This window comes from Actinokineospora sp. UTMC 2448 (genome assembly GCF_024760565.1).
In the GTDB taxonomy this organism is placed as follows: domain Bacteria; phylum Actinomycetota; class Actinomycetes; order Mycobacteriales; family Pseudonocardiaceae; genus Actinokineospora; species Actinokineospora fastidiosa.
Genome location: NZ_CP031087.1, coordinates 4562024 through 4581157, shown reverse-complemented (window position 1 = coordinate 4581157; position 19134 = coordinate 4562024). Strand labels below are relative to the sequence as shown.

20 protein-coding genes and 2 pseudogenes are annotated in these 19134 nt (G+C 74.7%); 12 read left to right on the top strand and 10 right to left on the bottom strand.

Going from position 1 to position 19134, the window contains the following annotated elements; all coding sequences use genetic code 11:
* Positions 1 to 27: 27 nt before the first annotated feature.
* On the bottom strand, positions 28 to 1602 hold the full coding sequence (locus Actkin_RS20910; protein ID WP_258903903.1) for an ABC-F family ATP-binding cassette domain-containing protein: 1575 nt from the start codon (positions 1600 to 1602) through the stop codon (positions 28 to 30).
* 306 nt (positions 1603 to 1908) lie between these two features.
* On the opposite strand from Actkin_RS20910, the gene Actkin_RS20905 reads away from it, so the two are divergent.
* Positions 1909 to 2658: a hypothetical protein gene (locus Actkin_RS20905; protein WP_258903902.1), complete on the top strand. Its 750-nt coding sequence runs from the start codon at positions 1909 to 1911 to the stop codon at positions 2656 to 2658.
* Between the two features lies 1 nt (position 2659).
* Here the strand turns inward: Actkin_RS20905 and Actkin_RS20900 are convergent, their stop codons facing one another.
* Positions 2660 to 3220: a P-loop nucleotide/nucleoside kinase family protein gene (locus Actkin_RS20900; RefSeq protein ID WP_258903901.1), complete on the bottom strand. Its 561-nt coding sequence runs from the start codon at positions 3218 to 3220 to the stop codon at positions 2660 to 2662.
* 80 nt (positions 3221 to 3300) lie between these two features.
* Here Actkin_RS20900 and Actkin_RS20895 point away from each other — a divergent pair, with 80 nt between their 5' ends.
* Together Actkin_RS20895 and Actkin_RS20890 are read left to right on the top strand one after the other, a co-directional pair.
* Positions 3301 to 3702 carry an Imm10 family immunity protein gene (locus Actkin_RS20895; protein ID WP_258903900.1) on the top strand — a complete coding sequence of 134 codons (402 nt, stop codon included), beginning with the start codon at positions 3301 to 3303 and terminating at the stop codon, positions 3700 to 3702.
* Positions 3702 to 4490 carry an alpha/beta fold hydrolase gene (locus tag Actkin_RS20890; protein WP_258903899.1) on the top strand — a complete coding sequence of 263 codons (789 nt, stop codon included), beginning with the start codon at positions 3702 to 3704 and terminating at the stop codon, positions 4488 to 4490. Before Actkin_RS20895 ends, Actkin_RS20890 begins: the two co-directional genes overlap by 1 nt.
* Here the strand turns inward: Actkin_RS20890 and Actkin_RS20885 are convergent.
* The 5 genes from Actkin_RS20885 to Actkin_RS20865 form a co-directional block, all read right to left on the bottom strand.
* Positions 4474 to 5310, bottom strand: a complete 837-nt coding sequence (locus tag Actkin_RS20885) for a sterol desaturase family protein (RefSeq protein ID WP_258903898.1) — start codon at positions 5308 to 5310, stop codon at positions 4474 to 4476. The two genes, Actkin_RS20890 and Actkin_RS20885, sit on opposite strands and share 17 nt — an antisense overlap.
* A 28-nt stretch (positions 5311 to 5338) precedes the next feature.
* Positions 5339 to 6259 (bottom strand): helix-turn-helix transcriptional regulator, encoded by a 921-nt coding sequence (locus Actkin_RS20880; RefSeq protein WP_258903897.1) that lies wholly within the window; start codon positions 6257 to 6259, stop codon positions 5339 to 5341.
* A gap of 13 nt (positions 6260 to 6272) precedes the next feature.
* Positions 6273 to 7118 carry an alpha/beta fold hydrolase gene (locus tag Actkin_RS20875; RefSeq protein ID WP_258903896.1) on the bottom strand — a complete coding sequence of 282 codons (846 nt, stop codon included), beginning with the start codon at positions 7116 to 7118 and terminating at the stop codon, positions 6273 to 6275.
* Entirely contained in the window at positions 7115 to 7534 is a 420-nt protein-coding gene (locus Actkin_RS20870) for a helix-turn-helix domain-containing protein (RefSeq protein WP_189211189.1), read from the bottom strand. Before Actkin_RS20870 ends, Actkin_RS20875 begins: the two co-directional genes overlap by 4 nt.
* 61 nt (positions 7535 to 7595) lie before the next feature.
* The gene (locus Actkin_RS20865) at positions 7596 to 8333 is read right to left on the bottom strand and encodes a trypsin-like serine protease (protein WP_258903895.1); all 738 of its coding nucleotides are present in this window, start codon (positions 8331 to 8333) and stop codon (positions 7596 to 7598) included.
* Between the two features lie 226 nt (positions 8334 to 8559).
* On the opposite strand from Actkin_RS20865, the gene Actkin_RS20860 reads away from it, so the two are divergent.
* A complete protein-coding gene (locus Actkin_RS20860; RefSeq protein ID WP_308425890.1) occupies positions 8560 to 8871 on the top strand; it encodes a cupin domain-containing protein in 312 nt (103 codons plus the stop codon).
* Between the two features lie 308 nt (positions 8872 to 9179).
* Here the strand turns inward: Actkin_RS20860 and atpF are convergent, their stop codons facing one another.
* Together atpF and Actkin_RS20850 are read right to left on the bottom strand one after the other, a co-directional pair.
* Positions 9180 to 9710 (bottom strand): F0F1 ATP synthase subunit B, encoded by a 531-nt coding sequence (gene atpF / locus Actkin_RS20855; protein ID WP_258903894.1) that lies wholly within the window; start codon positions 9708 to 9710, stop codon positions 9180 to 9182.
* 33 nt (positions 9711 to 9743) lie between these two features.
* Complete coding sequence (locus Actkin_RS20850; protein ID WP_258903893.1) at positions 9744 to 12476, bottom strand: helix-turn-helix transcriptional regulator; 2733 nt, start codon at positions 12474 to 12476, stop codon at positions 9744 to 9746.
* 114 nt (positions 12477 to 12590) lie between these two features.
* Between Actkin_RS20850 and Actkin_RS20845 the strand changes: the two genes are divergently transcribed.
* The 6 genes and pseudogenes from Actkin_RS20845 to Actkin_RS32770 all read left to right on the top strand — a co-directional run.
* Positions 12591 to 12968 (top strand): nuclear transport factor 2 family protein, encoded by a 378-nt coding sequence (locus Actkin_RS20845; RefSeq protein WP_258903892.1) that lies wholly within the window; start codon positions 12591 to 12593, stop codon positions 12966 to 12968.
* A gap of 11 nt (positions 12969 to 12979) precedes the next feature.
* Entirely contained in the window at positions 12980 to 13615 is a 636-nt protein-coding gene (locus Actkin_RS20840) for a CatB-related O-acetyltransferase (protein ID WP_396122778.1), read from the top strand.
* On the top strand, positions 13612 to 14487 hold the full coding sequence (locus Actkin_RS20835) for a Vgb family protein (protein ID WP_258903890.1): 876 nt from the start codon (positions 13612 to 13614) through the stop codon (positions 14485 to 14487). Before Actkin_RS20840 ends, Actkin_RS20835 begins: the two co-directional genes overlap by 4 nt.
* A 10-nt stretch (positions 14488 to 14497) precedes the next feature.
* A pseudogene (locus Actkin_RS20830) lies at positions 14498 to 14877 on the top strand (VOC family protein).
* Positions 14878 to 15148: 271 nt separating this feature from the next.
* Complete coding sequence (locus tag Actkin_RS32655) at positions 15149 to 17008, top strand: S8 family peptidase (RefSeq protein WP_309569076.1); 1860 nt, start codon at positions 15149 to 15151, stop codon at positions 17006 to 17008.
* Positions 17009 to 17041: 33 nt separating this feature from the next.
* Positions 17042 to 17308: pseudogene (locus Actkin_RS32770) on the top strand (helix-turn-helix domain-containing protein); the annotation flags it as partial.
* On the opposite strand, the gene Actkin_RS20820 reads toward Actkin_RS32770, so the two are convergent.
* Positions 17263 to 17610, bottom strand: coding sequence for a hypothetical protein (locus tag Actkin_RS20820; protein WP_258903889.1), 348 nt, complete (start codon positions 17608 to 17610; stop codon positions 17263 to 17265). The pseudogene Actkin_RS32770 and the gene Actkin_RS20820 overlap by 46 nt on opposite strands.
* 25 nt (positions 17611 to 17635) lie before the next feature.
* On the opposite strand from Actkin_RS20820, the gene Actkin_RS20815 reads away from it, so the two are divergent.
* On the top strand, positions 17636 to 18502 hold the full coding sequence (locus Actkin_RS20815) for an NsdA family TPR-like regulatory protein (RefSeq protein ID WP_258903888.1): 867 nt from the start codon (positions 17636 to 17638) through the stop codon (positions 18500 to 18502).
* A 165-nt stretch (positions 18503 to 18667) separates the two neighbouring features.
* Positions 18668 to 19129 (top strand): MarR family winged helix-turn-helix transcriptional regulator, encoded by a 462-nt coding sequence (locus Actkin_RS20810; protein WP_258903887.1) that lies wholly within the window; start codon positions 18668 to 18670, stop codon positions 19127 to 19129.
* Positions 19130 to 19134 lie beyond the last annotated feature (5 nt).

Sequence of the window (19134 nt, the reverse complement as noted above, 5' to 3'; positions counted from 1 at the left end):
CCGTCCCATGGTGCCCGAGCGGGCGGCTCAGAGTGCCAGGCGCGGCCAGGAAGCGGTGTCCCGCAGCAGCTGCCGGTCGTGCGTGGCGATCACGACCGCGGCCGGGGTGCCCGCGAGCGCGGCGGTCAGCTCGTCGACGAGCGCGGCCGACAGGTGGTTGGTCGGCTCGTCGAGCAGCAGCACGTGCGGGCGGTCCGCGAGCACCGAGGCCAGGTCCAGCCGCCTGCGGGCGCCGACGGACAGCTCGGCCACCGGCCGGTGCGTGTCGTGCCCGTCCAGCAGGCCCAGGTCGCTCGCGCGGTGATCGCCGTGCAGTTCCACCGCCGTGCGCCGGTCCGGCGGCTCGGACTCCTGCCCCAGCCAGCCGACGCGCGCCGGGCGGGCGCGGGAGACCGTGCCCGTGGTCGGCGCCAGGGCGCCCGCCAGCACCGCGAGCAGCGTCGACTTGCCCGCGCCGTTGGGCCCGGTGACCACCAGCCGGTCCCCGGAGTCCAGCGCGAGGTCGACCGGGCGGGCGAGCCTGCCCGCCACGGTGAGGCCCTCGGCGCGCAGCAGGGTCGAGCCGCGGTGCTCGGGCAGCTCGGGCATGGCGAACCGGCTCGGCGGGGTGGGCACGGCCACCACGTGCGCGGCCAGGTCCTCCTGCCGTCGGTGCACGGCCCGGACCAGCGCGGGAGCGCGGGTGGCGCGGGTGTGCTTGCCGTGGCCCTTGCCGGGCCGCCAGCTGTCGCGCAGCCGGTTCCGCGCGGCCGACAGGTCGTCGGCCAGCCGCTGCCGCTCGGCGACCTGCTCGGCGTGCAGCGCCTCCCAGCGGGCGCGTTCGGCCCGGCGGGCCTCGACGTAGGCGGCGTACCCGCCGCCGTACACCCTCGGCCTCCCGTCGCTGGACGGGTCGAGGTCGATCACCGAGGTGGCCACGTCGGCGAGCAGCGCCCGGTCGTGGCTGACCAGCACGACCACGCCCGGATGGGCGCGCAGCCGCTCGGTGAGGTGGTCGAGGCCGTCCGCGTCGAGGTGGTTGGTCGGCTCGTCGAGCAGCAGCACGGCGTGGTTCGCGCCGAGCAGGCAGGCCAGCCGCACCCGGTGGCGCTGCCCGACCGAGAGCGTGCCGAGCGGGCGGTCCCGCTCGGCGACGGCGTTCAGCGCGGCCAGCGAGACCTCGACGCGCCGGTCGGCGTCCCAGGCGTCCAGCGCCTCGGCCTCCGCCAGGGCGGCGGCGTAGGCGTCGTCGGCTCCCGGACGGCCGTCGGCCAGCGCGGCGGTGGCCTGCTCCAGCCGGGCCAGCGCGCCGCGCGCCGCTGCCAGTTCGAGGTCGATCAGCGCGCCGACGGTGTCCGCCGGGCCGAGCGGGAGCTGCTGGTCGGCGACGCCGAGCGAGCCCGCCCGGCGCACCTCGCCCCGGTCGACGGGCGCCTGGCCCGCGAGCACCCGCAGCAGCGTGGTCTTGCCGCGGCCGTTCTCGCCGACGACGGCGACCCGCTCACCCGCGGCGGCGACGAGGTCGACCCCGGCGAGGACGGGCCGCCCGCCGAAGGAGAGGTGCACGCCGGACACGCGGACGTGCGCTGCCCGCACGACGGCAGGCGAAAGAGGGGATGACATGAGGGAACTGCCTCCAGTGACGTGATGCGCGGAGAGGACGAGAACCGGCGCCGCGCTCGCGCGGTGCCGGGGGAGGCGTCGTCCCTCAGAGGAACAGCAGTTGCTGCATCACGTCCACCACGGTAACCCACCCCGGCGCGGGCGGGCACCCGGTTTTCGTCACACGCCGACTCGGGGTGCTCCCCGCGGGTGCGGGTCCACTGTGGATGCGCTGACGGGCTCACCGCTCGCGCCCTCGCGGTGTACCGGCGGGACAGCAGCGGCTGACCCGCGTCGCGGAGACGGTGCAGGCGTTAGGCTGCGGCCGTGCGCGAGATCATCACCGCGGGGGAGCGACCGGACCTGAAGAAGGCGGCCGTGGCGGCGCTCCGCGGCGAATGGCCCGCGTTCGTGCTGCACGACGCGGTCTCCAACACTCACCGGCAGGCCGTGGGGGAGTACTTCGCCCGCTACGACGTCATGCTCGTGGAGGACGGCGAGGTGCTGGCCCTGGCGGTCGCGGTGGCGCTGCGCTGGGACGGCGTCGTCTCCACGCTGCCCGACGGCTACGACGGCGCCCTCGTCGCCGCGGTCACCGAACACGAGAGCGGCGTCGCACCGGACACGGTGTGCGTCATGTCGGCCACGGTCCGCCCGGACCGCGCCCGCGGCGGCCTGGCGGGCGTGATGCTGACCGCGCTGCGGGAGCGGGCGGCGGACGCGGGCCTGACCAGGGTGATCGTGCCTGTGCGCCCGACGCTGAAGGCGAGGTACCCCTTGACCCCGATGGCCGACTTCCACCGCTGGACGCGGGCGGACGGCCTGCACCTGGACCCGTGGATCCGCACCCACCAGCGCCTGGGCGCCGAGATCCTGGCCCCCGCGCCGAACTCGATGGTCGTGACCGGCACGGTCGGGGAGTGGGAGGACTGGGCGGCCATGGCGTTCCCCCAGTCCGGCCACTACGTGGTGCCGGGCGCGCTCGACCTGGTCGAGATCGACCGCGAACGCGACCACGGGGTGTACCGGGAGACGAACCTGTGGATGCGCCACCCGGACATCGCAGCGAGCAGCTGAGCTATTCGGACATCGCGGTGCGCACCTGAGTCCGGATCGGCGGGGCGCCCGTGCGGTTGTCGATCTCCAGGTGCGGGACGGGCGGCGGGTCGTCCGGCCGCATCCGGGCGACGAAGGCGGCGAAGTCGGCGAGCTTCCCGGTGTCCCGCGGCGATCCCCGCCGCCGCAGCCGCTCGCGGAGGGTGGCGGCGTCCGAGCGGACCCACACCAGCCGGACGTCGCCGCCCAGCTCGCGCACCCAGCCGTCCCACCGGGCGGGCTCCCGGATCTGCGCGGTGAACGGCCCCGACAGCAGCACCGGGCACCCGTGCCCGCTGATCTCGCGCGCGAGCCTGGTGAGCCCGGCGTACTCGTGGACCTTGATGTGCTCGTCGTACCAGGCCCCTTCACGCTCCCCACCGTCCCGCCCCGCCGCGGCGAGGGTGGCGGCCACGAAGTCCCCGTACACGGTGTCCTTGTCCAACAGGGCGGGCACAGGCTTGAGGACGTCGAGCAGCACCTCCGCCACCGTGCTCTTCCCGGCCCCCGGCGCCCCCGCCACAACCCACACCGTCGCACCCATACCCCCAGTCTGCGGCCACCCGCCGAACCCTACGAGCGCGACCCCGCGGGACCGCAGACGGCGTGTGGTGGGATGACCGAATGGAGATGATCATCCGGTCGGCGGCCCTCGATCATGACGAGTACGGGGTCCTGACCGCGGGCCTGGCGGAGAACGCCGACGGCACGGGACGGTGCCTGCTGTTCCAGGCGTCCCTGCTCGCGTTCGACGACCAGGACATCGCCAACGGCGAGGACCGGTACTGCGTCATGACCGACACCGGGGCCACCGAGTACGGCGGCGTGCTCCGCGCTCTCCACGAAGGTGACACGCTCTCCATCGCCCTCACGCCGCATCTCGCGGCCGTCCTGGCCTTGGACGAGGACGTGACCTGCCGATTCGAGGGCATCGACCGCACGGCGGTCCGGGAGTTCGCCGACGGGCTCCGCGCGGTCCTCGCGATCGCGCCGGAAGGTGATCGGCCGAGTGTTGAGGTGGTGTGATGGCTGAGCTCTCCCCGATGCTGGTTCGGGACCGGACGTTGCAGGTGGTCGACTTCGGCGGTGACGGGCCGCCCGTTCTCGCGTTGCACGGGCATTTCGGGCGCGCCCGGATGTGGGCGGCGATCGCAGGCGAACTGGACGGGCGTCATCGGGTGATCGCGCTCGAACAGCGGGCGCACGGGCGTAGTGACCGGGGGCCGGTGTCGCCGAACGACTACCGGGATGACGTCGGGGCCGTGCTCGCCGAGCTCGGCCCGATGCCCGTGGTGGGGCACTCCATGGGCGGCATCGTCGCCTTCCGCGCGGCGGCCCGGTATCCCGGGCTGGTGACCGCGCTCGTGGTGATCGACAGTCCCGTTCGCAACCAGCCGCCGGAAGTCCCGCGGCCGGTGTTGGACGTCAGCGGGTGGCCGCGGCGGGCGCCGACGTTGGCGGCGTTGCGGGCCGGTATCGAGGCGCACGGGATCCCCGATGCCGGGTACTTCCTGGAGAGCGCGGTCGAACACCCCGACGGCTGGGGGCTGCTGTTCGACGCCGAGGACATGATGGCGTCGCAGCGGGCGCTGGTGGGGGACTGGTGGCCGGACTGGCAGGCCGCCACCTGTCCCGCGCTCCTCGTGCACGGCGCGGACAGCTTCCTCCTCCCGACGCCCATGGCCCGGGACATGGCCGCCCGGCGACCGGGGACCACGCTGCGGGTGTTCCCCGGCGGCCACTGGGTCCACGACGAGCACCCCGGGCCCGTCGCCGCCGCCATCGCGGAGTTCCTTTCTAGCGGAACGGCTTGACGAGCTGGGCGAGGTAGCCGTCCGGATAGTCGGGCTCGGCGGCCATGCCGAGGTCGTCGCTGGTGAAGCGGCGCTCGGGGTCGTAGGAGTACGTGCCGAGCAGGTGGTCCCAGAGCAGGGTGAACAGCCCGAAGTTGACGTCGCCGACCCCCGCCCACCTGAGGTGGTGGAACCGGTGCGCCTGGTTGAGGGCGACCACCGCCAGCAGCGGCCCCACCCGGTAGTCCACATTGGAATGCTGGAGGAGCAGCTGCACGGCGACGCACAGCGCCAGCGCGGAGGCGACGTCGACCGGCAGCCCGAGCACGACCAGCGGGGCGACGCCCGCCGCCGTCTCCAGGGTCTGGTGGACGGGGTGCTTCATCAGGCCGTTGAAGCCGTACGACCGCCGGACGCTGTGGTGGACCGCGTGCAGCCGCCACAGCGCGGGCAGCTTGTGGCTGGCCAGGTGGACGAGCGTGATGCCCAGATCGGCGACGAGCACGGCCGCGAGCACCTGCAGGGCGAACGGCCAGTGCCCCGGCCACACCCCCTCGACCGACGCGACCGCGGTGAGCACCGGCAGGACGGCGACGCTCGCCAGGGTCAGGGTCTCGTTCACCGCCGCGTGGACGACGTCGCGCCGGTCGTCCCCGTGCGAGGTGTTCCACTCCGCGCGGTAGGGCAGGACGCGCTCGGCGGCGAAGGAGCAGGCGATCGCGACCAGCAGCAGCCCGAGCAGCCAGACCTTGGACCCGCCGCCCGCGATGACCGCGATCCCCGCTCCGTTGACGCCCAGGAGCATGAACGGCACATAGCCGTACCGGATGAGTGTGCGCATGGGCAGGACGATGCCGTCGCGACCGCGCTCAGGGCTTGAACGGACCCGCTGAGATCGTCACCCCCGCCACGAGATGCGAGGGGGCGAGACCGAACATCTCGCGGCAGACCCGGGTCAGGTGGGCGCCGTCGGCGAAACCCGCGGCGTGGGCCGCCTCGGTGATCGTCCCGCCGAGCCGGGCGTGCTCGATCGCGCGCCGCAGACGCGCCCACCGCACGTAGGCGCGGAACGGCAGCCCGATCCGCTCGCTGAAGAGATGCCCCAGCCGCGACCCCGAGATCCCGACCGCCGCCGCGACGTCGTCCAGCCGGACCGGACCGTCGAGCAGCGCGGGCACCACCGCGAGCGCGTCGCGGAGAACCGGGCTCACCGGACCGACCTCGCCGGGATCACCCACCGACATCACTGCCGCCCACGTGTCGACGGGGTCACCCACCGCCGCCCGCGCCTCGACGGAGTCGTCCATTCGCTTCGCTGCCGCCCAAGTGGCGGTGGGATCACTCACCGCCGCCCGCGCCTCGACGGAATCGTCCACCCGCTCCGCAGCCGCCCGCGTGTCGGCGGGACTGTCCACCCGCTCCAGCGCCGTCCACGCCTCGGCGGGGCCGTCCGCCCCCTTCGCCAGCGCCGCTGCCCACGCCTCGGCGGAGGTGTGGGGGAGCCCGGTGTCCCGGACGCGGCGGGTCAGTGCCCTGCCGAGCGTGCTCTCCGCGTCGACCCAGGTCAGCACGCCGTCGGAGGACCCCGCGATCTCGTGCACCGCGCCGGACGGGATGATCGCGGCCCGCACCCGGACACCGGCGCCCGACTCGTCGCGGACGGTCAGCGGTCCGCCCAGGCCCTGCACGACCTGGACCGCCGCATGCCGGTGCCGGTGGGCGGCGCCGATCAGGCCCGTGTAGGTGAGCCGTCCCGGCCGCAGCGTCGCGGTGCCCCGCCACGTCGTCATCGGCACATCCTCCTCACCGCGGCGGACCGCCGAGCAGGAAGTCCAGGATCGGCTGGGTCTGGCCGACGATCGCGTGCGCGACCTCGGGCAGCACGGTCACGCTCGCGTGCGGCACCGCCCTGCGCACGCGATCCGCCGTGTCCTGGGAGTCGACCATCGCGTCGCGGGCGCCGACGATCACCAGCACCGGCATGTCCAGCCGCCGGAGGGCGTCGTCGGGGAAGACGGGCAGCCGGTCGCGGCGGGGCAGGAAGTGGGCGAACGTCAGCGCGAGGTAGTCGGCCACCTCCGGCAGGGCCATCGGGTCGACGCCCGCGACCGCCCTGATCGAGCGCATGAGGCCCCACCGGCCGAACGGCTTGTAGACCAGGACCTTGAGGAGGAACCCGACCTTCTGGCGGCCGATCCCGCCCGGGCACAGCAGGGCGAGCCGCCCGACCCGGTCCGGCCGCCGGATCGCGTAGTCCAGCGCCAGCCAGCCGCCGAGGGACGCCCCGACGACGGCGACCCGGTCGAGCCCGAGGTGGTCGAAGACGTCGTCCAGCCACAGCGCGTACGCGTCGGAGTCCAGCGGCGGGCGCGACGGCGCGGAGCGGCCGGGCTCGCCGATCAGGTCGACCGCGTGCACCCGGAAGTGCCGCGACCAGGCCGCGACGTCGCCCAGCCACATGGCCGCGTTCGAGCCCGACCCGTGCAGCAGCACGAGGGGCGGGGCGTCCTCGGGCCCGCAAGCGAGCACGAACGTCTCGCCCTCGCGGGTCGGCACGCGCAGGTGCTCGGCGGGGACCGGCCACCCGGCGATGGCCTGGTCGTAGCGGCGCCGGATCTCCCGCCCGCCCGACTCGGTCTTGTAGATCATGAGTCCAGCACCGCCTGCAGGTACTCCAGGACCGCGCGGGTGTCGGCCAGCCCGGCGATGACGACGACCTTCATCCGGCCGCGCTCCTCGTCGTAGGCCGTCGACACCCGGACCGGCTGGTCGCCCGGCTCGCCGCGCATCGCCGTGAGCAGGGTGCTGACGCGGTGGGCAGTCTCCGGGCTCACCGCGTCGATCCCGACGACGGTCGACACGTCGACGTGCCGGTGGCGGCCGACCTCGGGCGGGTCCGCGACCGGCGCGCCGAGGAACGCCTCGAGGTCCTCGCGGGTGACGCGGTACTGCTTCCCGATCCGGACCGCCCGCAGTCGCTCGTCGCGGATGTAGCCGCGCACCGTGCGGACATGCAGTCCGAGCTGCGCGGCCACCTCCTCCGCGGAGTAGAGCTGTTTGGTCATATCGCTACCCTAACATTCCCCACTGTGACGCTTGATGGGTAATTTTAGGGAGTAATACGGACTAGCTGAACAGGCTGAGCGTGTACCGGACCAGGGCGTCGCGGTCGCGGACCCTGGCCGGGTCCGCGCCGAGGTGCTGGGCGAGCGGCCTGGCGGCCGTCCAGTCGGCGGAGTCGGCGTGGTGGGTCTCCAGCTCCCACAGCCTGCCGATGAGCGACACCGCGACGGTCAGGATGGGCTGCACGTAGAACAGGCGCAGCCCCTGCGAGTCGTCCCGCTCGACGGCCCACTCCATGCCGACGAGCGCGCCCAGCTGGTCGTACACCGCGCTGCCGGAGTCGCCCACGTCGGCGAGGTGGCCGCCGGTGTTGCGGCAGACGAACTGCTTGCGCACGGTCGGGCTGTTCTCCACCGGGCCGTCGAGGTCGCGCTGGGCGAACTCCGTCGACTCGAACAGGGCGTACCCGCCCTGCTGGTAGTTGTAGGCGACACCGGTCAGCTTGGCGTCCTTCGCCGTGCTGGGGAACTTCCGCGCGGTCTCGCCCACCGGCACCGCGCGGTCGATGGTGATGCCCGGGTCCACCTTCACGATCGCCCAGTCGACGGCCTCGTCCTGCACGCCGGTGATGTAGGCGCCGATCGGGGTGTAGTCGAAGCCGTTCAGGCTGGCCTCCACGACCCGGGTGCGCGCGGGGTGGTTCAGCCCGTGCTGGACGGTGAGGAAGTAGATGCCGTCCGCGCCGGTGAGGAACGGGCCGACCGAGCACTGCGCGTTGACTCCCTGGCGCTGGACACGCATACCGCGGCGAAGCGTGGGCATGGGTTTCTCCGGAGGATCGGCGACGGCGGACCTGCGGGACCGCCGTACACCCAGTCGGCGAAGACGATCTTGTCGTTACCGCTGCCGCCCGGCGGTTTCCCGCCACCCAGCCCGATGCCGCCCGGGGCTATATCGTCAAGCGCAGCCGTGATACCCCGTGCGGATGGGAGCGTGTTGCGTGACCGACCACCCCGATGTGGCACCCGTGACCGAACTGGCAGCGGCCCTGCTGGACGAGGCCCGCCGCGCCCCCGCGCACCGGGCCGCCAAGACGCTGGTGTCCAACCAGGTGCAGCGGGCGACCCTGATCGCGCTCACCGAGGGCGCCGAACTCGCCGAGCACAACGCGCCCCCGGCGGCGACCCTGCACGTCCTGAGCGGGCAGGTCCGGCTGCACACCCAGGACGAGAGCTGGGAACTCGCCGAGGGCCACCTGGCCCCCGTCCCACCCCGCAGGCACGGAGTCCTCGCCCGCACCGACGCGGTTGTGCTGCTCACCGTCGCCATGTGCGAGTGAGGTGGTGCCCCAACTCGCGGGCACCGACGCGGTTGTGCTTACCGTCGCTTTGCAGCTCGCCCACTCCAGCGCGGTTGTGCTGCTTGCTCTCGCCGTGCGAGTGAGGTGTGCTGTGTCGGCTCGCTCCCGCTGGCGCGGTTGTGCTGGTCACCGTCGCCGTGGGCGAGCGAGCGGGGTGCCGCAGCGCGGGGCAGCCCTCCTCCTCGGTGGCGAGGCAGGCGGATTCGGCGGAGCGGCCGCGTAACCCGCCGCCTCGACCAGCGTGGCCGGGTGCCAGCCAACCGGAAACGACCCCTCTGTGGCGCCGTTCAGCGGGGAAGCGCGGGCGGTGTCCGGCCCGCGTCGGAGTCGGTCAGAACGCGGTCCACGATGTGCTGCGCAGGGGGCTCGCCGATGACGCGGGTGGCCAGGTCGAGGGCGAGGCGGCCCAGTTCCGGGCTCAGATCGGCCAGCACGCGCTCCCGCTGGGCGGCCAGGTCGGCCTCGCCGCGGTCGATCAGGCGCTGGACGCGGTCCTGGGCCTCGGCGTTCACCCGCGCCTGGGCGGCCTCGGCCTCGGCTCGGGCCCTGTCGCGGATCGCCGATGCCTCGGCGCGAGCGGCGCTCACCTGTGCGCGGTACTCCGCCAGGGCCTGCGCGGCTTTGGCCCGCGCCGCCTCGGCGTCGGCGATCCCGCCCTCGATCCGCGCGGTCCGCTCGCCGTACAGGCGCTCGAAGCGGGGCGCCACGACCTTCGTGAAGATGGCCAGCAACACCAGGAACGCGACCAGGCCGAGCGCGAGCTCGACGAGGTCGGGCTCCACCGGGTTCGGCCCTTGTCCTAAGTAGATACTCGTCACGATGCCCCCGGTGTCGGCGACGGTGCGACCAGCCTAGCGCACCCGATCAAGCCGGGAATCGGCGGAAAGTCCCTCACTTTCGGCAAGGGCGCCGAGTTCCGTCCGCGCCGTGACGCCGAGCTTCGGATAGGCCTTGTAGAGGTGGTAGCCGACGGTCCTCGGGCTGAGGAACAGCTGCGCCGCGATGTCCCGATTGGACAGTCCGCGGGCGGCGAGCCGGACGATCGTGCGCTCCTGCGGGGTGAGGGCGGCCAGCGGCCCCTCGGCGGCGACGGGCACGGCCTCGCCGGTCGCGTCGAGTTCGGCGCGGGCCCGTCGCGCCCACGGGACGGCCCCGAGCCTGCGGAAGGCCTCGAACGCCGCGCGCAGCTGCGTCCTGGCCTCGGACCTGCGGCGCGCCCGGCGCAGCCATTCGCCGTACAGCAGCGCGGTCCGCGCGCGCTCGAACTGCCGGTCGTCGGGATGCAGCCCCAGCGCGGCCTGGTACAGCCCCTCGGCGTCCTCCTCCGGCGCGAGCAGCGCGCGACAGCGCCGCACGTGCGCGTCGATCCACGGCTGGCCCGCCTGCCGCGCCCAGTCCTCGAGCAGGACGAGCGGCGCGCGGGCGTCCTCCGGCCTGCCCAGCCGCACCGCCGCCTCCACGAGGTCGGGGACGCTCCGCGCGCCGGGCAGCTGGTGGCGCACGGGCCCGCTGTGCAGGGCGGCCAACCGGGACAGGGCCGACTCCCACCGGGCGTTGCCGAGGTCGAGCAGGGCCAGCGCCCACTGCGCCCAGGACAGGCCGGGCGGCGGCGCGTCGGGCTCCGGCGCGGCGAGCGCGTCGTCGGCGAAGGCGTGGCAGTCCCGCTCGTCGCCGGAGACCGCGGCCAGGTACGCCAGCACGCCGCTGGTCTCGGCGATCCACTGCCGGTGCCCCAGTTCGCGCGCGATCCGCAGCGCCTCGCCCGCCTCGTCGGCGGCGTCGGGGTGCCTGCCGAGGAACACCGACGCCCGGGCGAGGCAGGCCAGCACCGGCGGCGTGCGGCCGATCCACCCGTTCTCCCGGCACTGCGCCAGGAGCGCGCCCGCCACCCGGCGCGCCTCGGCGTCCTGGCCCGCGACCTGCAGGCTGGTCGCGGCGACCAGGATCGTGTCGTGCGGGCCGCCGTACCCGGTGCGGCGGGCGGCGTCGACCCGCTCGGCGCGGGTCAGCGGGTCCCGGTCGCCCCGGCCGATCGCGGAGCGCACCGCCCAGGTCAGCAGGTGGGCGACGGGGGTCAGCGGGTCCTCGGGCGGCAGCGGCAGGGCGTCCAGCAGGTCCGCGGTCTCGGCGGTCTCGCGCTCCCCGAGGTACCAGGCGGCGTGCACGGCGTCGAGCAGGACGCGGGCCGCCTCCGCCGGGTCCGGGGTGAGCGCCGCCGCCTCGGTGAGCAGCCCGCTGGCCGTGCGCAGCGAGCCGTGGTGGAACGCCGCCGCGGCGCGCACCCGGATGGCGCGGACCGCCAGGGCGGGGTCGTCCGGACGCGCGGACGCGGCGAGGTCGGCCATGCGGTCGACGTCCCCCTCCTCGGCGGCCGCCTCCGCGGCCAGCACGAGCCTGCGGGCGCGATCCGCAGCGGACGAGGACAGCCGGGCGGCGCGCTCGTAGGCCGCGGTCGCGGCGGCGTACCCGCTGCGCGTGGCGGCCCGCTGGGCGGTGTCCTCCAGCTCGGCGGCCACCCGCTCGTCGGGGCCGCTGGTCACCGCGGCGCGGTGCCAGGCGCGCCGGTCGGCGTCGTCGGGCCGGTCGAGCGCGTCGGCGAGCGCGGTGTGCACCACGATGCGCAGGCTGACCGGCGCGGCCCGGTACACCGCCGACCGCACGAGCGGGTGGCGGAAGCGCACGGTGTGGGTGTCCACCCGGATCAGGCCAGCGGCCTCGGCGGGCACCAGGTCCGTCGGCAGGCAGCCCAGCGGCTCGGCGGCGCGCAGCAGGACCGCGCGGTCCCCGGTGTCCTCGGCGGCGGCGACGAGCAGCAGGCGCAGCGTCGACTCGGGCAGCCGCCGCGCTTGGTCGAGGAACGCCGCCTGGACCGCGTCGGTCATCGGCAGCGCCGCGCCCGCGGCGACCGGCCCGCCCTCGGCGATGGCGGCGGGCAGCTCCAGCAGGGCCAGCGGGTTGCCCTGGGCCTCGGCGAGCACCCGGTACCGGTCGGCGGGGCTCAGCGCGGCGGCGTGGTCGGCCAGCACCGCGGCGGCGGCGGGCGCGTCGAGCCCGGTCAGCGCCAGGTGGGCGAGGCCGGGCGCGGCGAAGTCGGTCCGGGCGGCGATGACCAGCCCGACGCCCTCGGCGTCGAGCCGCCGCGCGGCGAACAGCAGGGCCTCGGTCGAGGCGCGGTCGAGCCACTGCGCGTCGTCGACCAGGCACAGCACGGGCTCGCCGTCGGCGTACTCGGCGAGCAGCGAGAGGACGGCGAGGCCGACCAGCATCCGGTCGCCCGGCTCGGCCGGGGCGAGGCCGAAGGCCCCGCGCAGGGCGCGCGCCTGCGGGGCGGGCAGGGCGTCGACGCGGTCCATGGCCCCGCGCAGCAGCAGGTGCAGCCCGGCGAACGGCAGGTGCGCCTCGGACTCGACGCCGGTGCTGCGCACGACCCGCAGCCCCGCCGCGGCCGCCGCCGCGTGCTCCAGCAGCGCGGTCTTGCCGATGCCCGGCTCCCCGGTGATGAGCAGGCACCCGCTGCGGCCCGCCCGGCAGTCCGCCAGCAGCCCGTCGATGACCGATATCTCCGCACCCCGACCGCGCAACACGGCCCGACAGTACTTAACCGGACGGTCGCGCCCGCACCGAAGTACCGGGGCGTGACGGATTCCGCGTCCCGCCCCCGGCCCTAGCGTGTGATCGAGACACGAGGAGGGGTGACCATGTCCGACCCTGACGACGTGGCCCGGCGCTACCTGGCGGCCTGGAACGAGCGCGACCCGGCCAGGCGGCGGGCGCTCGTCGACGCGCTGTGGACCGACGACGCGGTCCACGTCGACCCGATCGCCACCGCGGCGGGCCGCGCCGCCGTCGACGCGGTGATCGCCACCGCGCAGCGCCAGTTCCCCGGCCTGGGCTACCGGGCCGCCGGGAGCGCCGACGGCCACCACGGCGTGGTGCGGCTCACCTGGGAACTGGCGCCGGAGGGCGGCCCTGCCGTGATCATCGGCGTGGTCGTCCTGGTCACCGACGGCGCCCGCGTCCGCGCGGGCTACGGCTTCCTCGACCCCGTCCCGACCGAAGCAGGAGTGGACAGTTGACACCGGACCCGATGACCCAGCACCCGCTGCCCGCGCACGAACGGGTGGTGTTCCTCAAACCGCTCATCAGCTCCCCGACCATCGAGGTCGGCGAGTACACCTACTACGACGACCCCGACGGCGCGACCGCGTTCGAGCAGCGCAACGTGCTCTACGCCTACGGGCCCGAACGCCTGGTCATCGGCAGGTTCTGCGCGATCGCCTCGGGCACGCGGTTCCTGATGGCGGGCGCGGAGCACCCCACGATGGGCGTCTCGACCTACCCGTTCACCATGTTCGGCGGCGCGTGGGCCGAGCGGACGCTCGACATCGTCACCGGCATGCCCAGCCGGGGCGACACCGTGGTGGGCAACGACGTCTGGTTCGGCTACCGGGCCACGGTGATGCCCGGCGTGCGGATCGGGGACGGCGCCATCATCGCCGCGGGCGCGGTCGTCACCGCCGACGTGCCGCCCTACACGATCGTCGGCGGCAACCCCGCCCGCCCCATCCGGCGGCGCTACGACGACGCCGACGTGGAGCGGCTGCGCCGGGCCGCGTGGTGGGACTGGCCCGTCGACGTCATCACCGAGCACGTCCGGACCATCATGGCGGGCGCCCCGGTCGACATCGAGCGCATCGCGGCGAGCCTGGAGCGGCAGCAGTGACCCTGATCGAGGAGTTCCCCGTCGCGGAAGGCAGCCCGTACGCGGTGACCACCGGACCGGACGGCGCGCTGTGGTTCACGATGGTCCACAGTGGAATGATCGGCCGCCTGGTCCCCGGCGGCGAGCCCGCCTACCACCGGCTCGACCCGGACAGCGGGCCCACCGTCATCACTCCCGGCCCCGACGGCGCGCTCTGGTTCACCGAGTACCGGGCGGACCGGATCGGCCGGATCACCACGGACGGCAAGGTCACGGAGTTCGCCGTGGGCAGCGGGCCGTTCGGCATCACCCCCGGCCCCGACGGCGCGCTGTGGTTCACCGAGACCGCCGCCGACCGCATCGCCCGCCTCACCACCGACGGGCAGGTCATCGGCTTCCCGCTCCCGCGGCCCGGCGCGTTCCCCTCGGCGATCACGGCGGGCCCCGACGACGCGCTGTGGTTCACCATGAACCAGGCCAACGCCGTGGGGCGGATCACCGTGGACGGCGCGGTCACCGTCCACCCGCTGCCCACTCCGGCCGCCGCGCCGGTCGGGATCACCGCAGGACCGGACGGCGCGCTCTGGTTCGTCGCGATCGCCGCGGGCCTGATCGGCCGGATCACCACGGACGGGCAGGTGCGGGAGTTCCCGCTGCCCGACCGCGCCGGCCGCCCGCACGCCATCACCCCGGGCGCGGACGGCGCCCTGTGGTTCACCGAATGGGGCGGCAACCGCGTCGGCTCCATCACCGTCGACGGCGAGATCACCGTCCACGACCTGCCGACCCCCGGCTCCGAGCCCCACGGCATCACCCTCGGCCCGGACGGTGCGCTGTGGACGGCCCTGGAATCCGGCGCCCTCGCCCGCATCGCCCCGACACCGCTGCCCTAGGAGACCCGCCGTGCCCGTGAAGTTCAACCACACCATCATCCCCGCCAAGGACGGCGGCGAGTCTGCCGGTTCTTCCGCGATTTGCTCGACCTGCCCGAGGCGCCGTCGTGGGGCCCGTTCACCAACATCCTGCTCGACGACGGCGTGCTGTTGCAGTTCGCGGAGCTGCTTGGTGTCGACGAGATCCAGCTGCACCACTACGCCTTCCTGCTCGACGACGACCTGTTCGACCGCGCCCATGCCCGCCTGCGCGCAGCGGGAGTCGAGCACTGGGCCGACCCGGGGATGACCCGCCCCGGCGAGACCAACACCGAGCACGGCGGCCGCGGCGTCTACTTCCTCGACCCCGCGGGCCACGCCATCGAGCTGATCACCAAGCCCTACCTGTGAACCCCTTGCCGCGGTTTGACAGTCGCCGTGACGCGATGTCGAGCGTCCGGGTGCGGAACGGTCACGCGCGGTAAGGGTTCCGGGTGCCGTTTGCCGGTTCTTTGCGCCCCTCGGTCCCGCCGTTGCCCGCCGATCGCGGGGGCTGCGACGGTTCGCCCACCCGCGCCGGGTCCCCTGCGCCCGGCCGCGGGCGGCGCCCCCGAACACCCTGCCTCGGGGCGCGTCCGCATCACCCCTCCCCGTGAGCGGGTCGAGTAAGGAGAACCGAGACATGCACGACAACACCCGGCGCGGCGGCTACGGCCACCGCACGGCCCGGCGCGCCGCGATCCTGGCCGCCGCCGTCGCCCTGCCGCTGACGCTGGCGCCCACCAGCGCCGCGGCGACCGGCGAGATCCGGTCCGCTGGCGGCGCGACCGCGATCGCCGACTCCTACATCGTCGTCTTCAAGGACACCGCGGTCTCCGCGGCCGGTGTCGAGGCGCGGGCGGCCGACCTGGCCCAGGCGTACGGCGGCGCCGTCACCCACACCTACCGGGACGCGCTGCGCGGCTTCGCGGTCTCGCTGCCGGAGGCGGCGGCGCGGCGGCTGGCGGCGAACCCGTCGGTGGCCTACGTCGAACAGGACCACACGGCACGGCTGGTGGGCACCCAGTCGCCGACGGCGTCGTGGGGCCTGGACCGGGTCGACCAGCGCGCGCTGCCCCTGGACAACTCCTACACCTACCCCAACACCGGGGCGGGCGTGCGGGTCTACATCCTCGACACGGGCGTGCGCGTGACGCACAACGACTTCGGCGGCCGCGCCGTGCACGGGCGCGACACCGTGGACGACGACAACGACAGCAGCGACTGCCACGGCCACGGCACCCACGTGGCGGGCACGGTCGGCGGCACGGCCCACGGCATCGCCAAGGGCGCCACGCTCGTCGGCGTGCGCATCATGAACTGCCAGGGCTCGGGCCAGTGGAGCGACATCATCGCGGGCATCGACTGGGTGGCCGCCGACCACGACCCCGGCGAGCTGGCCGTGGCCAACATGAGCATCGGCGGCGGCAAGTACCAGGCGCTCAACGACGCCGTCTCCGCCGCGATCCGCGACGGCGTCACCTTCGCCGTCGCCGCGGCCAACGACAACGCCGACGCGTGCACCAAGTCCCCGGCCAGCACGCCGGAGGCGATCACGACCGGCGCGACCGACAAGACCGACCGGCGGGCGTCGTTCTCCAACTGGGGCAGCTGCCTGGACCTGTTCGCCCCGGGTGTGGGCATCACCTCGACGTGGTGGACCGCCGACGACGCCACCTCCACCGCCAGCGGCACCTCCATGGCCTCCCCGCACGTGGCGGGCGTCGCGGCGCTGATCACCGCGGCCAACCCGACGTTCACCCCGCAGCAGGTGCGCGACAGGATGGTCGCCGACGCCACCTCCGGCGTGGTCACCGACCCGCGGACGGGCTCGCCGAACAAGCTGCTCCACGTCGACAGCGGCACGCCCGCCGAGGACGACTTCGCCGTGTCGGTCTCGCCGTCCTCCGGCGCCACCGACGCGGGCGGCTCGGTGACGGCGACGGTGTCCACCAGCACGGTCTCCGGTGACCCGCAGGCCGTCACGCTGGCGGCGAAGGGCCTGCCCGAGGGCGCGACCGCCGCGTTCCGCCCCGAGTCGGTCACCTCCGGCGAGTCCTCGGCGATGACCATCAGCACGACCGCGGCCACCCCGGCGGGCGCCTACCCGATCACCGTCAACGCCGTCGGCGCCGACACGACCCGCACGACGACCTTCACGCTGACCGTCAACGGCACCACGCCGCCCGGCGGCTGCGACGGCCGCGAGACGGTCAAGACCGGCACCCTGGCCTCCGGCGGCAGCGTCTACCAGCCCGACGGCGGCTACTTCCTCACCACCGTCGCAGGCGCCCACGCGGGCTGCCTCGACGGTCCCGACGGCACGGACTTCGACCTGTACCTGCAGAAGTGGACCGGCTACGGCTGGTCGACGGTGGCCCGCTCCACCTCGCCCGGCGCGGACGAGGAGCTGACCTACACGGGCACGGCGGGCTACTACCGCTACCGCGTCCACTCCTACAGCGGGACCGGCGCCTACACGCTCGGCTACGACGTCCCCTGAGCAAAGACGTCCCCTTGATCAAGACGTCCCCAGATCAAGGGGCGTAGGGAGAGGAAAAGCCCGCCCGGCCGTGCCTTCCGGCCGGGCGGGCTGCCCGCTACCGGTCACCCCCTCGGTCGGGCACACTCGTCCCCACCCTCGCGACGGGAGGCGAAGCTGAACGGCGACCCGGACGGCCCCGGCTTCGGCGGCGTCCTCAGGCACTGGCGCAAGCTGGCGGGCCTGTCGCAGGCCCGGCTGGCGGCCGAGCTGGGCTACCACAACAGCGTCGTCAGCCGGTGGGAGTCGGGGGACCGGCAGCCCCCGCCCGACCTCGTCCAGCGCATCGACGCCGTCCTGGGCGCGGACGGGCGGCTGGCCCGGTACCACGCCGAGAGCGCGGCGGGCGTCGGCTCGCCCGCGCCGCTCCCCGGCGGGCTCGCCGCCCCCGGCGCGCTCGGCGTCGCGTGGGAGCCCGCCCGCTGGCCCGCGCGCCTGCCGCACCACGGCCTTACCTGCCCGCTGCACGGCGACGACGGCTGCGCCATCCCCCCGGCCGACGCGGCGACGGCGATCCACACCGCGTTCACCACCGAGCCCGGGGACACCGGCGGCGACGTCATCCACGTCCTGGCCGCGCAACTGGCCGTGTACGCGCGCATCGGCGAGGAACACGGGCCGGTGGGCATCCACACCGCCGTCGAGGCCGTGCTGCACCTGATCGTCCGCTCCCTGACGCCCGCGGCGGCGGCGCACCGGCCCGCGTTGTTCCACCTCGCGGCCCGGTACGCCGGTCTCGCCGGTCAGCTGCGCACGCTGTCCGGCCAGCACGGCGCGGCGATGGCGCTGTACGGCAAGGCCCTCAACTGGGCGACGCTGTGCGACGACGCGAGCCTGCGCGCCGCGTTGCTGTGCGACATGGGTTCCCTGGCCCGTCTGGAGGACGACGGCCACAGTGCCGTGTCCTACGCCGACGCCCTGTCCGCCATCGCCCCCGACCGGGCGTGGACGTCGGCGCTCGCGCACCTGTACCGCGCCCGCGGCCACGCCCTCCTCGGCGACCTGCGGGAGACCAGCGCCGACATCGCCGCCGCCCGCCGCCACCTCGACCGCGTGACCGCTGACGACGAGCGGGAGGCGCCCTGGCTCGCGGGCGTGCACGGCCAGGTCCACGTCGAGGCGGGCATCGGCGGCGCGCTGCGCGACATCGCCGCGGCCACCGCCGACCGCGCCGTCGCCCACGCCGCGATCACGGCGACCGAGCACTCCCTGGCCGTCGTCCCCGCCCACCTGCGCCCGGCAACCGTGCTGCTGGCCCTGCGGCTGGCCGACTGCTACGCCTGCGCGGGCCAGCCGGAGGCCGCCGTCGCCATCGCCGCCCCGGTCCTCGCCGAGGCCACGGCCATCCCGATGACCACGATCAGCCACGAACTGCGCGGCCTGCGCCTGCGCCTCGCCGCCCGCTGGCCCACGCAGCCCGCGGTCCGCTGCTTCCTCGACCGCGGCAGGCCCTAGCCGTTTCCGCACCCGGTGAACCGTCCAGTCCGGCCGGTAGGCGCAGAGGATGAACGGGATGGTGCCGCGGTCGGCGGGAGCGTTGGTCGCGATCCGGTCCAGCGCGTAGACCGCGCCGATGCGGACGCTTAGTTCGTGCCGCGAATTAAGCGCTACCCTGGCCGAATGGGCAAGCAGGGTGACGGGCGGATCGGGGTCGTGGCCGCGCTCGTGCGGTCGGCGTTCCTGGTGAACGCCGTCTACGCCGAGTCGGCGCGGGAGCACGGGCTCACGGCGCAGCAGGGGCAGTTGCTGTGTGTGCTGATGGCGCGTCCGTACGGCATGGGCGAGTTGGGCGCGACCCTCGGCCTGGCCAAGTCGAGCCTCACCGGGCTGGTGGACCGCACCGAGCGCAACGGGCTGGTGCGCCGCGAACCCGACCCCGAGGACCTGCGGGCGGTGCGGGTCGCGCTCACCCGGCGCGGCGCCGCGCTCGCCGAGGGGTTCTACGCCGAGACCTGCCGCCGGGTCGACGCCCTCCCCGCGCGGCTCGACGACGCCGAGCGCGAGACGCTCGCGGCGTTGCTCGGCCGGGTCGTGATGGACAACGCGGTGCCCGAGGTCTTCGGGGAGCCGGACGCCCGCTGAGACGC